11 protein-coding genes and 1 pseudogene are annotated in these 15,090 nt (G+C 68.5%); 2 read left to right on the top strand and 10 right to left on the bottom strand.

Annotation, left to right across the window (positions count from 1 at the left end; genetic code table 11):
- Positions 1 to 109 precede the first annotated feature (109 nt).
- The 8 genes from AC3ANP_RS09380 to speB form a co-directional block, all read right to left on the bottom strand.
- Positions 110 to 364 (bottom strand): hypothetical protein, encoded by a 255-nt coding sequence (locus AC3ANP_RS09380; protein WP_488329922.1) that lies wholly within the window; start codon positions 362 to 364, stop codon positions 110 to 112.
- A 313-nt stretch (positions 365 to 677) separates the two neighbouring features.
- Positions 678 to 1,109, bottom strand: a complete 432-nt coding sequence (locus tag AC3ANP_RS09375) for an acyl-CoA thioesterase (protein WP_488329921.1) — start codon at positions 1,107 to 1,109, stop codon at positions 678 to 680.
- 50 nt (positions 1,110 to 1,159) lie between these two features.
- Positions 1,160 to 3,100, bottom strand: a complete 1,941-nt coding sequence (locus AC3ANP_RS09370) for an ABC transporter ATP-binding protein (protein WP_488333011.1) — start codon at positions 3,098 to 3,100, stop codon at positions 1,160 to 1,162.
- Positions 3,101 to 3,219: 119 nt separating this feature from the next.
- The gene (locus AC3ANP_RS09365; protein WP_488329920.1) at positions 3,220 to 4,953 is read right to left on the bottom strand and encodes an ABC transporter ATP-binding protein; all 1,734 of its coding nucleotides are present in this window, start codon (positions 4,951 to 4,953) and stop codon (positions 3,220 to 3,222) included.
- 190 nt (positions 4,954 to 5,143) lie between these two features.
- Positions 5,144 to 7,213, bottom strand: a complete 2,070-nt coding sequence (locus tag AC3ANP_RS09360) for an MFS transporter (protein ID WP_488333010.1) — start codon at positions 7,211 to 7,213, stop codon at positions 5,144 to 5,146.
- A gap of 79 nt (positions 7,214 to 7,292) precedes the next feature.
- Complete coding sequence (locus tag AC3ANP_RS09355; RefSeq protein ID WP_488329919.1) at positions 7,293 to 7,778, bottom strand: MarR family winged helix-turn-helix transcriptional regulator; 486 nt, start codon at positions 7,776 to 7,778, stop codon at positions 7,293 to 7,295.
- 172 nt (positions 7,779 to 7,950) lie between these two features.
- The gene (locus AC3ANP_RS09350; RefSeq protein WP_488329918.1) at positions 7,951 to 9,615 is read right to left on the bottom strand and encodes a thiamine pyrophosphate-binding protein; all 1,665 of its coding nucleotides are present in this window, start codon (positions 9,613 to 9,615) and stop codon (positions 7,951 to 7,953) included.
- The gene (gene speB, locus AC3ANP_RS09345; protein ID WP_488329917.1) at positions 9,612 to 10,715 is read right to left on the bottom strand and encodes an agmatinase; all 1,104 of its coding nucleotides are present in this window, start codon (positions 10,713 to 10,715) and stop codon (positions 9,612 to 9,614) included. Before speB ends, AC3ANP_RS09350 begins: the two co-directional genes overlap by 4 nt.
- Before the next feature lie 329 nt (positions 10,716 to 11,044).
- On the opposite strand from speB, the gene AC3ANP_RS09340 reads away from it, so the two are divergent.
- Positions 11,045 to 11,869, top strand: coding sequence for a DUF559 domain-containing protein (locus tag AC3ANP_RS09340; RefSeq protein WP_488329916.1), 825 nt, complete (start codon positions 11,045 to 11,047; stop codon positions 11,867 to 11,869).
- Between the two features lie 210 nt (positions 11,870 to 12,079).
- Here AC3ANP_RS09340 and AC3ANP_RS09335 read toward each other — a convergent pair whose 3' ends face one another.
- On the bottom strand, positions 12,080 to 12,655 hold the full coding sequence (locus AC3ANP_RS09335; RefSeq protein ID WP_488329915.1) for a helix-turn-helix domain-containing protein: 576 nt from the start codon (positions 12,653 to 12,655) through the stop codon (positions 12,080 to 12,082).
- A 277-nt stretch (positions 12,656 to 12,932) separates the two neighbouring features.
- Here AC3ANP_RS09335 and AC3ANP_RS09330 point away from each other — a divergent pair.
- Positions 12,933 to 14,459, top strand: a pseudogene (locus AC3ANP_RS09330) (sodium:solute symporter family protein).
- A 95-nt stretch (positions 14,460 to 14,554) separates the two neighbouring features.
- On the opposite strand, the gene AC3ANP_RS09325 reads toward AC3ANP_RS09330, so the two are convergent.
- Positions 14,555 to 14,791: a hypothetical protein gene (locus AC3ANP_RS09325; RefSeq protein WP_488329914.1), complete on the bottom strand. Its 237-nt coding sequence runs from the start codon at positions 14,789 to 14,791 to the stop codon at positions 14,555 to 14,557.
- Between the last annotated feature and the right edge of the window lie 299 nt (positions 14,792 to 15,090).

Genomic DNA, 15,090 nt, shown 5'->3' with positions numbered 1-15,090 from the left:
CTGGGTGCCGGCAAGTCGGCCTGCTGGGCGCGCCCGGGCCTCGGCACGTGCGCCACTTGGGCGGCCCGGGCTGGGGATATCGCCGGTTCGGCGGCTACTGGGCCGGCGGCTACTTAAGCGCAGGCAGGCGCTTGATGCCGAAGGTGAAGTAGCTCCCCGGTCCGACGAAGTTGATCAGCGTGGCAGCCCGCCACAGCGCCTTGCTGCCGCGGATCTCTTCGGCCGGGCGGCGGGAGATGTCGCGCTGGGCAGCGACTAGCAATGAAATCTGGGTGACTGCCGCCATGACGGTACCAACCTTCGCCAGTGGCGAGAGCTCCTTCCAGGTCTTCTTCCGTGCCTTCATTTTGCTGCGCTTGGCCATGCTCGGTGCTCCTCGTCCACGTTGTACTTCCCGGCTGCCTGTTCAGTCTAGAACCAGTCTTCACCATCAGGTAGGGACGTTGGGCCGGGCCGCTCCCCCACCTGTACGCGGGTTCCTGACGCTCCAGCCCAGTTACTGCGGCCGGAGGACTCCAGACTGCCCCGACACGCCGGCCCACCAGCGTGGCGGCGGTGGTGTCGGCCGGACTAACTGGGCTGGAACGCTAGCCAGGACGCAGGACGCAGCCGACGAGCCGCCGGGATGCGGCGGGCGCGCGGGTGGTCGGCGGGCGCAGGCTGGCTTGGCGGCCGGGTTAGTGCGTGTGGCGGGGTGCCGTGAAGGGTGCCAGCTTGGCCTTTTGTTCGGCCGTCAGGCGCAGGACCCGGCCGGTCGCCTCGTCCACGAAGGCCAGGTGGCTGCTCGCCGTCACGCAGTCTTCACCGGTGACGGGATCCTGCACGAGGTAGTGGATATCGAAGCTGGCTCCCTTAACCGCCCCGATCCAGAGCTGCACGACAGCCGGGACGTTGCGGTATTCCAGGGTCCGGACGTAGCGGATCTTGTGCTCCACCACGAGCGCCAGGGTCCCGGCCGGAACCTCGTTGAACAACGCCACCTCGGGCTCGATCCCGGGCAGGCCGGCACCGCGCGGCGGCCCGAAGGCCGCGACCCGGGCTTCCTCCAGGATCCGGACGATCTGCACGTTGTTGATGTGCCCGTAGGCGTCCATATCGCCCCACCGCATCGGCACCCGCACCTCGAGGCGCCGGGACTCGGGAACGTGGCCGGCGGCGCTCAGCTGTGCACCGCCGTCGGCTCATCGGCCCTGTTTTCGGAAAAGGCCGTTTCGGCATCCTCGCCGGCGAACTGGGACATGTACAGCCGGTAGTACGCTCCCCGCAGCTCAAGCAGGTCCGCATGGCGCCCCTGTTCGACGATCCGGCCGGCTTCCATCACCAGGATGGTGTCGGCGTCCCGGATGGTGGAGAGCCGGTGCGCGATCACGAAGCTGGTGCGTTCGGTGCGCAGCGCGGCCATGGCCTTCTGGACCAGGGCTTCGGTACGGGTATCCACGGAGCTGGTGGCCTCGTCCAGGATCAGCAGCGAGGGGTTCGCCACGAAGGCCCGCGCGATCGTGATGAGCTGCTTCTCACCGGCGCTGACGTTGTTGCCCTCTTCGTCGATGACCGTGTCGTAGCCGTCCGGAAGTGCCCGGACGAAGCGGTCCACGAAGGTGGCCTTGGCCGCGGCCATGATCTGCTCCTCGGTGGCGTCCAGCTTGCCGTAGCGGATGTTTTCGTAAATCGTGCCGCCGAACAGCCAGGCGTCCTGCAGCACCATGCCGACCTTGGACCGCAGCTCGGCGCGGCTGAGCCGGGTAATGTCCACGCCGTCGAGGGTGATGCTCCCGGCGTTGAGCTCGTAAAAGCGCATCACCAGGTTCACCAGCGTGGTCTTCCCGGCGCCGGTCGGCCCGACAATTGCGACGGTGTGCCCCGGCTCGGCGGTGAACGACAGGTCTTCGATCAGCGGCTTGTCCGGGCTGTAGCTGAAGCTGACGTGCCGGAACTCGACGTGCCCGTCGGTCTTGGCCGGCAGCTGCTCGGTGGCAGTCTCGGCATCCTGTTCGTCCGCGTCCAGGAACTCGAACACCCGCTCCGCGGAGGCCACGCCGGACTGCAGCATGTTGGCCATGCCGGCCATCTGCCCCAGCGGCTGGGTGAACTCGCGCGAGTACTGGATGAACGCGGTCGCGTCGCCCAGGCTCATCCCACCGGAGGCCACCCGCAGGCCGCCGACCACGGCGATCCCCACATAGCTGAGGTAGGAGACGAACTGCATGACCGGCATGATCATGCCGGACACGAACTGGGCGCCGAAGCTGGCCCGGTACAGTTCCTCGTTGCGCTCGTCGAAGCGGGCCAGCATGTCGGCGTCGCGGCCGAAGACACGGACCAGGTCGTGGCCGGAGAACGATTCCTCGATCTGGCCGTTCAGGTCGCCGGTGTTCTTCCACTGCGCGGCGAAGAGCTTCTGGCTGCGGGCGCCGATGATGCCGGCCGCCACCCCGGAGAGCGGCAGCGCGATCAGGGCGATCAGGGCCAGCTGCCAGGACACGATGAACATCATGATCACGATGCCCAGCACCGTCAGGGCGGAGTTCACCAGCTGCGCGAAGGCCTGCTGCAGCGCCTGCTGGATATTGTCGACGTCGTTCGTGACCCGGGACAGGGTATCGCCACGCTGGCGCGTGTCGAAATAGTTCAGCGGGAGCCGGTTGAGCTTCCTCTCGGTGTCGTCGCGCAGCCTCCGGACCACCCGCATGACCAGCACGTTCAGCACGTAGCCCTGCAGCCACAGGAAGATGTTGGCGACGAAGTACATCACCAGCACCACGCTGATCAGGAAGGCGAGCTTCTGGAAGTCGATGCCGACGCCCGGCGTGACGTCCATCCGGGCCAGCATGTCCGCGAAGTTTTCCTGGCCCTGCGCGCGCAGACCGGCGATGAACTGGTCCTTGCTGGCGCCGGCGGGCAGCTGCTTGCCCACGACGCCGCCGAAGATGACATCCATGGCCTGGCCGAGGATGCGCGGGGCGATCACGTTGAGGACGACGGCGACGGCCACCATCCCGAGCACCACGGCGATGCCGGCGCGTTCTGGTTTCAGCAGCCCCATCAGCCGTTTGGCGGAGGGCCAGAAATGCTGCGCCTTCTTGGCCGGGACGCCGAACATGCCGCCGTCGGCTTCGCCGGGGGTGAACTCCTCCTCGTGGAAGTCGTCCTCAACCGGCTCGGTGGCCGGGGCCGAACCCGCCGTCACGGGCGCTTCTGGGCTGAGCTTTTCGTTGGTGCTCACGCGATTGCCTCCGCGGTCAGCTGGGATTCGACGATTTCCTGGTAGGTGGGCGATGTTTCCAACAGTTCCTCATGGGTCCCGCGGTCCACGATCCGGCCGTTGTCCAGGACCAGGATCTGGTCCGCGTCCGCGATCGTGGAGACGCGCTGGCCCACGATGATCACCGTGGCGTCGGCGGTCTTGGCCTTGAGCGCTTTCCGCAGCCGGGCGTCGGTGGCAACGTCCAGGGCGGAGAAGGAGTCATCGAACAGGAAGACCTTGGGCTCGGTGACGAGGGCCCGGGCGATGCACAGCCGCTGCCGCTGACCGCCGGAGACGTTGGTACCGCCCTGCGCGATCCTGGCGTCGAGGCCGCCCTTTTTCTCGCGGACAAAGTCGGTGGCCTGCGCCACGGTGAGGGCATCCCAGAGCTCGTCGTCGGTGGCTGAAGCCTTGCCGAAGCGCAGGTTGTGCTCGATCGTGCCGGAGAACAGGTACGGGCGCTGCGGGACCATGGCGACGCGGTCGGTGATTTCGCGGCGGTCCAGCTCGGTGACCGGGACGCCGTCGAGCAGGACCTCGCCCGAGCCGGCGTCGAAGAGCCGCGGCAGCAGGGCCAGCAGCGTGGTTTTGCCGGATCCGGTGGAGCCGATGATCGCCACAGTCTGGCCCGGTTCGGCGGTGAAGCTGATGTCGCTGAGCACGGGCGCCTCAGCCCCGGGATAGGCGAAGGAGACGTTGCGGAATTCGACCCGGCCGGCCTTCGCCGCCGGAGCAACGGGGGCGAGCGGCTCGTGGATGGAGGGCTCGACGTCGAGCACCTCGCCGATGCGGTCGGCACAGACCGAGGCCCGGGGAATCATCATCGCCATGAACGTGCCCATCATGACCGCCATCAGGATCTGCAGCAGGTACTGCAGGAAGGCCGTGAGCGAACCGACCTGCATGTCCCCGGCGTCGACCCGCTGGCCGCCGAACCACAGCACGGCGGCGGTGGAAACGTGGAGGATCATGCCGATGGCAGGGAACATCAGCACGAACAGCGCGCCGATCTTCAGGGAGACGTCGGTGAGGTCCTTGTTGGCGGCGCCGAACCGCTCGGTCTCATGCGGCTCCCGGACGAAGGCCCGGACGACGCGGATGCCGATGATCTGTTCCCGGAGGATGCCGTTGAGCCGGTCGATCTTGGTCTGCATCGAGCGGAAGAGCGGCATCAGCCGGACCACCAGGTAACCGACCACCACGACCAGGAGGGGAACGGAGACCCAGACCAGCCAGGAGAGGTTGAGGTCTTCGCGGAGCGCCATGAAGATGCCGCCGATGCACATGATCGGGGTGGCCACCATGAAGTTCAGCCCCATCAACATCAGCATCTGGACCTGCTGAACGTCGTTGGTGCCGCGGGTGATCAGGGTCGGCGCGCCAAAGACGTTGACGTCCCGGGCCGAGAAGCTGCTGACCTTGCGGAAGACACCCCGGCGGAGGTCCCGGCCGAACGCCATCGCGGCCTTGGAGCCAAAGTAGACACCGGCGACCGCCGTGACCACCTGGACCAGTGCGACGCCGAGCATGAGCCCGCCGGTGCGCCAGATGTAGTCGGTGTCGCCGCGGGAGACGCCTTCATCGATGATCTGGGCGTTGAGGCTGGGCAGGTAAAGGGCCGCGATGGTGGAGGCCAGCTGGAAAACGATGACGGCCGCGATATACGGCAGGTACGGCTTGGAATAGCGCCGTATGAGGGTGACAAGCATGCCCACGGGTCCTTAGCAGGGGTTCATGAAACGCAGGGAGGGAAATCGCAGAAGACGGACAGGAAAGTAATAGCAACCAGGGCCGACAATCGTAGCCGTCCAACTGTACGCAATCAGCCGCCGGGTGAAAAGCGGCCCCGCGATTCCCACGGTGGGAGTCGCGGGGCCGCTGCCCGGGTTGGCCGGTGGCTTACTCGCCGCGGTGCCGGCCGTGGGTGGCGAGGTAGTCGGCGGCGGCCCGCTGCAGCTTGCGCTCCTTGGCCAGCTGGCGGCGCAGGGTGGTCAGCTGTTCGCTGACCCGGGCCTGCTCGGCGGCGATGGCGCGCTGTTCGGCGGCCTGCTCATGGACGGCGCGCAGCGCGTCTGCCAGCTGCACTTGCTGTTCGGCGAGCAGCCGTTGGGTCTGCAGCAGCAGGGGCACGACGTCGGTGTGGTCGGCTCGCGCCTCCGCCACCAGGGTCCTGGCGCGGAGCCGGGCCCCCTCACGGTCGGCCCTGGCTTCGCCCTGGGTTGCCGTGCCGTTGGCCCGCTGCCGGGTGAGGACCTCGAGGAACTCGCGGTCCAGGTCCACGATGCCGGTGGCGGCAAAGCCGGACTCGGCGGCACTGCGGGCGGCGGCACTGCGTGAAGCAGCGCCGTCCGGGCGGGAAGCAGCGCCGTCCGGGGCGGAGGCGGCCACGGCGTGGGCGGCAGCCCCGGCGTCGACGTCGGCACCCGAACCGGTGACGGCCGCGGCCGCAGCGGCGGCTGCCCCGCCCTCCGGCTGGAGGTCCACGGTGCGGCGCAACGGCTTTTCCTTGATGAACAGCACGGCAACCAGCGCCACGATGCCGATGATCGCCGAGATCATGAAGATCTGCGCCGTGGCGTCCCCGTAGGCGGCCCGCATGATGTCGCGGATCTGCGGCGGCAGGTCCTTCAGGTCCATGTTGGACCCGCCCGACCCGCCGGTGACGGGAACGCCGGCGGCGGCCAGCCCCTTGGTGGCCAGTTCCTTGACCCGGTTGCCCAGCACCGCGCCGAGGACGGACACGCCGATGGCGCCGCCGACCGAGCGGAAGAACGCCACCGAGGCGCTGGCGGTACCGATGTCCGTGGCCCGGACGGTGTTCTGCACGGCCAGCACCAGGTTCTGCATCAGCAGGCCCAGGCCCAGGCCCAGGACCGCAGTGTAGATCCCGGTCAGCCAGAGCTCGGTGGTGTGGTCAATGGTGCCGGCCAGGCCGAGGCCGCCGATCAGCAGGATGGAGCCGGCGATCAGGTAGCGCTTCCACTTGCCGGTCCGGCTGATCAGCTGCCCCGACAGCACCGAGCCGATGAGGTTGCCGGCGATCATCGGCAGGGTCAGCAGGCCCGCCTCGGTCGGCGTGGCACCGCGGGCGACCTGGAAGTACTGGCCCAGGAACGCGGAGGAACCGAACATGCCGACGCCGACGGCGACGGAGGCGAGGATGGAAAGGGCGGTGGTGCGCTCCGAGATGATCTTCAGCGGAATGATCGGCTGGCTGACGCGGGATTCCACGACCACCAGCAGCGCCAGCAGGACGATGCCGCCGCCGACCATCGCGACCGTCTGCCAGGACCACCAGTCGTAGTAGTCCGGGTTGCCGGCGAAGGAGACCCAGATCAGCAGCAGGCTGACGCCGGAGGTCAGCAGGATGGAGCCCAGCCAGTCGATCCTTGCGGGGCGCCGGACGTGCGGCAGCTTCAGGGTGATCTGCAGCAGGATCAGCGCGACGATTGCCAGCGGCACGCAGACAAAGAAGGTCCAGCGCCAGCCGAGCGGGCTGTCCACAATGAAGCCGCCCAGGAGCGGACCGCCGGCAGTGCCGACGGCCATCACGGCGCCCATGTAGCCGGAGTACTTGCCGCGGTCGCGCGGCGGGATCATGGAGCCCATGATCGCCTGGGCCAGCGCGGTCAGGCCGCCCATCGCGACGCCCTGGATGACGCGGGCCGCGAGCAGGAACGGGATGGTCTGCGAGAACCCCGCCATCACGGACCCGGCGACGAAGATGACAATGCTCAGCTGCACCAGGAACTTCTTGTCAAAGAGGTCCGCGAGCTTGCCCCAGATCGGGGTGGTGGCGGCGTTGGCCAGCAGGGCCGCGGTGATGACCCAGGCGAAGTCCGTCTGGGTGCCCTTGAGCTCCGACATGATGGTCGGCAGCGCGTTAGCCACGATGGTGCTGCTGATGATGGCGGTGAAGAACGCGGCCAGCAGGCCGGTCAGCGCCTCCATGATCTGGCGGTGGCTCATGGCCACCTGCGGCGCCGGATGTGAGTGCGGGGTGGGGGCCGGGGACGGCCCGGCGGCAGCAGCGTGGCTGGCCATGGATTTACTCCTCAACAAAGGTACTTGTGTTAGTGGATCCGGCCGTCTTTGCCCGGGCTGCAGTCCGTAAGGATTCAGCGATTTTCTTTAGGGTGAGCGCGGTCTCTTCGACGTCGTCTTCGCTCCAGTCCAGCAGTAAGCCCTGCAGGGTGCTGGCGCGCAGTTCCTCGATGGAACGGAGCTTGGCCACTCCGGCGGGAGACAGGGCGATCAGCTGCGCCCTGCCGTCGACCGGATCCGGCCGGCGAACCACGTAGCCCTGCCCTTCCAGCTCGGCCAGGTGCCGGCTCAGCACCGGGGCGCTGACGCCGAGTCGCTCAGCAAGCTGGGTGGCCCGGGTCTCGCCCTCCCCCACAAAGCGGAGGACGCCTTGCAGCGCCACCCCGGTTTCGTCGCCGCGCAGGTTTGCCGCGGCAACGCACCGGACGGCACGTTGCAGGTCGAAGATTTGGTTGACCAGCTTGGCTGCGGTGGTCGATGCAACGGTCATGAGTGAACGCCCCTTACTTGCTTGCCCGAAGCAACAATACAGGAAACTGGTTACTTTGGGAAACTAAGCAGGGCCCGCGGACGGTCCCCGCCTGGGGCCGGAAACGCCGTCAGGCCCCGCTTCCGGGGGGAAGCGGGGCCTGGCGGGATTGGTGTGCCGTGGGGTGCTGCGCTCAGAGGTCCAGGTGGGTGGGCGCGAACATTTTGAGCAGGGTTTCGACGACGACGACGTTCGGCCCGTCCGACGCGAAGGACGCCTTCAGCGCGTCCCCCACGTTCTCCGGAGCGACCCGGACGGCCGGGACGCCAAACGCTTCGGCCAGCTTCACGAAGTCGGGGCGGGCCAGTTCGGTGGCCGTGGCCTTGCCGAACGCGCCGACCATGTATTCGCGCAGGATGCCGTAACCGCCGTCGTCGACAATCAGCCAGGTGACCGGGACGTTGTGCTGCCGGGCGGTGGCCAGCTCCGCGATCGAGTACATCGCCGAGCCGTCGCCGGAGACCGCGAGCACCCGCGCGGCCGCGCCGCCCTGGCCGATGGTTTCCAGGCCGACCGCGCCGCCGATCGCCGCCGGGAAGCCGAAGCCGAGCCCGCCGGCACCCTGGGCGGAGTGGAACTGGCCGTCGCGGGCGTCCCAGCAGCTCCAGGCCCAGTAGGCCGAGATGGTCATGTCCCAGAACGTCTGCATCTGCGACGGGACGGCCTCGCGGATGTCCGCCATGAACCGCAGTTCCTTGCCAAGATCCTGGGATTCCAGCCGTGCCTTGACCATGGCCAGGGTCTCCCCGACCAGGTCCTCCGGGGAGCTGCCGTGCCAGTCGGCACGCTCGCCGTGCGGGTCGGTCAGCGCCTCATCGAGGGCGGCGAGCGCCTGGCCGGCGTCGGCCCGGATGCCCAGGCCCGGGCGGTTGGATTCAAGCACGCGCGGTTCGGCGTCGATCTGGATGATCCGGCCGCGGGGCTCGAAGGTGAAGTAATTGGAGGTGACTTCGCCGAGGGAGGAGCCGATGACGATCAGGACGTCGGCGTCCTCGAGCAGTTCCGTGGTGTGCTGGTCCTCGATCCAGGACTGCAGCGACAGGTCATGGTTCCATGGGAACGCGCCGTTGCCGCCCGGGGTGCAGACCACCGGAGCGCGGAGCTTTTCGGCGATGGACAGCAGCGGCTTCTCGGCCTTGCCGCGCCGGGTGCCGCCGCCGGCGATGATGGCAGGGCGCTTCGCTTCGGAGAGCCACTTGACGGCTTCGCGGACCAGCTCGACCCGGGGCGGGTTGTCGGCGGCTTCGGCGAGCGCGTCTTCCACCGGCGGAACCACGATCGGATCCAGCAACACATTCTGCGGGATTTCGATCCACACCGGGCCCTGCGGCGAGGAGATCGCCTCGGTCCAGGCGTCCTGGATGGCGGAGGGGATGCCGGAGGCGTGCTGGATCAGCCGCTGGCTTTTGGTGACGTTCGCGGCCGAGGCCTTCTGGTCGTCGAGCTGGTGCAGCATGCCCTTGCGCCGCGCGCCGAGCCCGTCGAGCGGGATCTGGCTGGCCACCACGACCATGGGCACGCCGGTGGCATACGCTTCCTGCAGCCCGGCCAGGGAGGTCAGGGCGCCGGGACCGGTGGAGAGGAAGAGGACGCCGACTTCGCCGGTGGCCCGGGAGTACCCGTCGGCGGCGAAGGCCGAGTTGTTCTCCACCCGTGAGGAGACGAAGTGCAGCTTGCCGCGGCCCATCGCGTCGAACAGGCCGAGGGCATGCTGGCCGGGAATGCCGAAGACGGTCTTGGCGCCCAGTGCTTCCAGGGTTTCGACGACGAGGTCGCCGCCGTTCCGCACCCCGGTCACTGGGTCACTTCCGCGGCTTCGGCCCGGTCCTGGGCCGGCTGGGCTGCCGGGGCGGCGAAGCCGGCCGGCCGGCGGGTTTCCCGGCCGAGGGCCTGCGCCTCGTAGCCGCTGGCCGCCGTCGTCCGGTCGCCGTCGACGGCGCGGTCCGCCATCAGGGTGACGAGTTCGTACGCGACGTGGCTGGCGGCCACGCCGGTGATGTCCGCGTGGTCGTAGGCCGGGGCGACCTCGACGACGTCGGCCCCCACCAGGTTCATGCCGCGGAGGCCACGGATGATTTCCAGCAGCTCGCGGCTGGTGATGCCGCCGGCTTCCGGGGTGCCGGTGCCGGGCGCGTGCGCGGGGTCCAGCACGTCGATGTCGACGGAGATGTAGAGCGGGCGGTTGCCGATCCGGTCGCGGACCTTGGCCACGGTCTCCAGGACGCCCTGGTAGTAGACGTCGGCGGAGGTGACGATGCCGAAGCCGAAGCGGTGGTCGTCGTCGAGGTCCTTTTTGCCGTAGAGCGGGCCGCGGGTGCCGATGTGGCTGATCGCCTCGGTGTCGAGGATGCCTTCTTCGACTGCTCGGCGGAAGGGGGTGCCGTGGGTGTATTCGGCGCCGAAGTAGGTGTCCCAGGTGTCCAGGTGCGCGTCGAAGTGAAGCATCGCCACCGGCTGGCCGGCGCGTTCGGCGGCGGCGCGCAGCAGGGGCAGGGCGATGGTGTGGTCCCCACCGAGGGTCAACAGCTTGCTGCCGGCGGCGGTCAGGTCCAGGGCGTTCTGCTGGATGGACTCGATGGCCTCGTTGATGTGGAAGGGGTTGACCGCCATGTCCCCGGCGTCGGCGACCTGGATGTTCTCGAACGGGCTGACGTCCCAGGCCGGGTTGTAGGGCCGTAGCAGCCGGCTCGCTTCCCGGACGTGGTTGGCGCCGAACCGCGCGCCGGGCCGGTAGGAGACGCCGGAATCGAAAGGCACGCCGACCACCGTGACGTCCGCCTGGGCCACCCGGTCCAGCCGCGGCAGCCGGGCAAAGGTGGCGGCGCCGGCGTAGCGCGGGATGCGGGAGGAATCGATGGGGCCCAGGTTGCCGTTGGCTTCGATGCGCAGCTCTTCCACGAGTGGCGGTCTCCTTCAGGGATTGTCGGGTGGGTGTGACAGCCATCATACACTCGGAGTTGTTCGATGCGCATCAGATGTTTACCGAAGACGCCGGGCTTCGCGCCGCTGCTGCGGTCCTGCCCAGTTACCCTGGGCCCGGGACGGTGCCGGGCCTGGTCCGCCCCCGGGTTTCCGGGCCTGCGGGTCGGCGTGGCCGGGCGTTGCCGGCGGTAACTGGGCAGGAGCGCAGGGCAGGGCGGCTAAGCGGCGCTGCGTTATCCAGGCAGTTGTCCAGATAGCAGAGGTAGCGGGTGCCGGGCCTGGTCCGGAACCGGTGAAGTGGTCCCATGGATGCCATGGCTTGTCTCGCCGGGCTGGGCGGAGCCGCGCGAACCGGTCAACTCCTGGCCGCGGGCTGCTCGCGGACGGACCTGGCCCGGCTGGCCGCGGCGGTTCCGCAGCCGCGGCGAGGCATCTTTGTCCTGCCGGGCTGCAAACCCGAGTTCGCGGCGGCCCTTCGGCACAACGCCCGGGTCAGCTGCGCGAGTGCGGCCGGCCACTACGGGCTTTGGCTCAGGGAGCCGCCGGCAGAACCGCACCTGGCCTGCAACCACGGCCATGGCACCGGCTTCATCCGGCACCGCACTGTCCGGTTCGAGGCATCGGGGGTGCTTCCGGTGGCGGCAGTCGAGGACGTGGTGCTGCACGCCCTTGGCTGCCTGCCGGCTCCCGCCTCGGTGGCCGTCGCGACGTCGGGCCTGCGGCTGTACGGCATTCCGAGGGAGCTGCTGACGGACCAGCTGGGAGCCGACCGCTCCGGCCGGATGCGCCGGGTCCTGCAGCAACTCGATCTCCGGGCCGAGTCCATCGTCGAAGTCGATGCCCAGCACCTGTTCCGCTCCCATGGCATCGGCTACGACGCCCAGGTCCGCTTGCCGGGAATCGGCCGGGTCGACTTCCTGCTTGAAGGATTCCTCATCGTGGAAGTGGACGGCTTCGCCTACCACTCCAACCGGGCGGACCTGCGCCGGGACCTGGGCCGGAACAACGCCTCCACGCTCAGCGGCTTCGCCCTGCTCCGGTACATGCCCGAGCACATCTGGTACGAGCCGGAGCGTGTCCTCGCCGAGATCCGCGCGGTGCTGCAGCGCGGGCCGCAGCCCACCCGCTGATCCGCCCCCGATCTCCCGGGACCACCGGCGCAGTCCAGGGTTCCCCGGCCCAGGGCACGGTTCCCCGACGGAGCCCGACGCTCCAGCCCAGTTACTTCCCCTGCCGCCCTGCACCGCCCGCGCCATTCCGGGGTTGGGGCGGCGTCCCGGCGGCGGATGGGCGGAGTAACTGGGCAGGAACGCGCAGGCCGACCCGAGCCCGCCCCCGAACTACCTGCCGGCTGCGGGGACCAGGACCCAGAGGACCTCGACCGGGCTGTTGGTGGGGTTGACCCAGGTGTGCGGCTCGCGGCCGGGGAAAGTCACGGTGTCCCCGGCGTGCAGCTCGAACTCCTCGTTGGTCAGGACCAGCCGGATACTGCCCTTGATCACGTGCAGGACGTCGACGTCGCAGTCCACGGCGTACAACTCGGACTCGCCGCGTCCATGGGGCTCGATCACGGCCTGGATGATCTGGACCCGGCGCTCGGAGCGGGCGGTCAGCAGCCGTTCGACGATCCCCTCGCCGCCAAGCGAGATGCGCGGGCCTTCGCCGGCCTTGGTGAGGTGGGTTTCCGGGGCGGCAAACAGGTCGCCGATGGAGATGGAGAGGACCTGGCAGAGCGTGACGAGCGAGCTGACCGAGGGCGAGGTGAGGTCCCGCTCGACCCGGCTGAGGAAACCCTTGGTCAGCCCGGTGGCGTCGGCGACCTGTTCGATGGTGAGCCGCTGCGACTGCCGGGCGGCACGGATCCTGGAGCCGATGGCAACCGGTACGTTGCTCGGTTCTACGGGTAGAGCCTTCATTTGGGAACCTTTCACGGCCGGCCGCGCGGCCCCAGCTTGGAGCCAATCCTAACCGGACACGTCCTGCGGCGGCCCGGAAGCGGCGCCGTCACATCGCGTCTTGACTGTTAGCGCCGTCACAACCTAGTGTTTGGCAACAGGTGTTGCACCAAAGGCAATTTATCCGGTGGCGTACTCAGAAATCATCCCGCTATCCACTCTCGAGCAGCCCAAACTTCGTCCGCGCAGCCGCGGCCGGCATCCCCTGCTGCTTCCGATCCGCTCCGAGGAGCCCTCAATGGACGCAAGTTTCGTCAACATCGCCATCGTGGTGGTGTATCTGGTCGCCATGCTGGCATTCGGGTGGTGGGGTAAGTCCCGCACCAAGAACAACAGCGACTACCTCGTCGCCGGCCGCCGGCTCGGCCCGTTCCTCTATACCGGGACCATGGCCGCGGTGGTCCTCGGCGGCGCCTCGACCGTGGGCGGCGTGGGGCTCGGCTACAAGTTCGGCATCTCGGGCATGTGGCTGGTGGTGGCGATCGGCGCGGGTGTGCTGCTGCTCAGCCTGCTCTTCGCCGGCACCATCCAGAAGCTGAAGATCTACACGGTCTCGCAGATGCTCAGCCTGCGGTACGGCAGCCGCGCCACGCAGACCTCCGGCATCGTCATGCTCGCCTACACCCTGATGCTGTGCGCTACCTCCACCGGCGCCTACGCCACCATCTTTGTCGTGCTCTTCGGCTGGGACCGCGCGCTGGCCATCGCCGTCGGCGGCGCCATCGTGCTGGTCTACTCCACCATCGGCGGCATGTGGTCCATCACGCTGGCGGACCAGGTGCAGTTTGTGATCAAGACGGTGGGCATCTTCCTGCTGATGCTGCCGTTCACCCTCAACGCCGCCGGCGGCCTGGACGGGATCCGCAGCCGCGTCGATGCCACCTTCTTCCAGATCGACGGCATCGGGATCCAGACGATCATCACCTACTTCGTCGTTTACACCCTGGGGCTGCTGATCGGCCAGGACATCTGGCAGCGCGTCTTCACCGCCAAGACGCCCACCGTGGCCCGCTGGGGCGGCGCCACCGCAGGTGTCTACTGCATCCTCTACGGTGCTGCCGGCGCCCTGATCGGTCTCGGCGCCCGCGTGGCCCTGCCGAACATCGATGTCAAGGCCCTCGGCAAGGACGTCGTCTACGCGGAGGTCGCCACCAACCTGCTGCCGATCGGAATCGGCGGTCTGGTACTTGCCGCAGCCGTCGCCGCCATGATGTCCACCGCCTCCGGGGCGCTGATCGCCGCCGCCACGGTGGCGCGCGCCGACGTCCTGCCCTTCGTCGCCGGCTGGTTCGGCAAGAGCGTCAGCACCGAGGATACGGACAACCCGGAGCACGACGTCAGGGCAAACCGGCTCTGGGTTCTGGGCCTCGGCGTGGTGGCCATCCTGGTCGCCATCATCACCAAGGACGTCGTCGCAGCCCTCACCATTGCCTACGACATCCTCGTCGGCGGCCTGCTGGTCGCCATCCTCGGCGGCCTAGTATGGAAGCGCGGCACCGGCGCGGCAGCTGCCGCCTCGATGGCTGTGGGCTCCGTGATCACCCTCGGCACCATGATCATCCTGGAGATCAACGCCGAAGTCCCGCTCGACGGCATCTAAGCCAACGAACCGATCTACTACGGGCTGCTGGGCTCCGCGGTGGTCTACGTGGCCGTGTCATTGCTGACCAAGCCCACCGATCCGATGGTGATGAAGGGCTGGCAGCAACGAGTGGCGGGCGTCGCCACCCCGGACGAAGACAAGGAACCGGCACTCAGCCACTGACCCGTAACGCCCGACGGCGGGGCTTCCCTTCACGGGGAGGCGCCGCCGTCGTGCGTTGCCCGCAAGCAGCCGCTGGCTGGCGGTGGTCGTGCAGCCTACTCGTCCGCCTCTGGTTCGCGGAACTCATCCGCGTCGAGGGGGATGACCGGCTTCTCGTCGCCGAGGAAATCCGCCTCGTCGAGGGGAACGATCCCGTCGGGTTCCTCCAGCACCTCGTCATCCTCGAGGTCCGCGTCGTCCACCGGGGCATCCTCGGCGAAATCGTAAGCCGGGTCGGACTCGAGGGCGTCCCTGCCCGGATGGTCCGGCTGCGCTCCCGTTCTGTCCATCATGCAACCTCCGTTCGCTCGGCCTCCGGCAGTAACGTGCCAGCCGCGCCGGCAGCCGGCCTCGCGCCGGTAGCCGGCCTCGCGGCCGGGCGGGTCTGCCGCGGAACCCGCCCTGGCCCTCATTCGAACACTGCGCAGAACGTGGGTCAAGGGCCCTGCCGAAGCACCGCTGTCGGCCCCCGCCCGCGGCTTTTTTTACGGCACACCTAAACCTTCTGCTGAGGAATGCCAGCCGAAAAACCGCGGAATTACGCGGTAGTCTGGACGGGCAATGGGGCCTTATGACGCCCCGTCCAGCTCAG

It is taken from the genome of Arthrobacter sp. JB02-1C (genome assembly GCF_057748045.1).
This window is presented reverse-complemented; position numbering and strand designations above follow the sequence as displayed.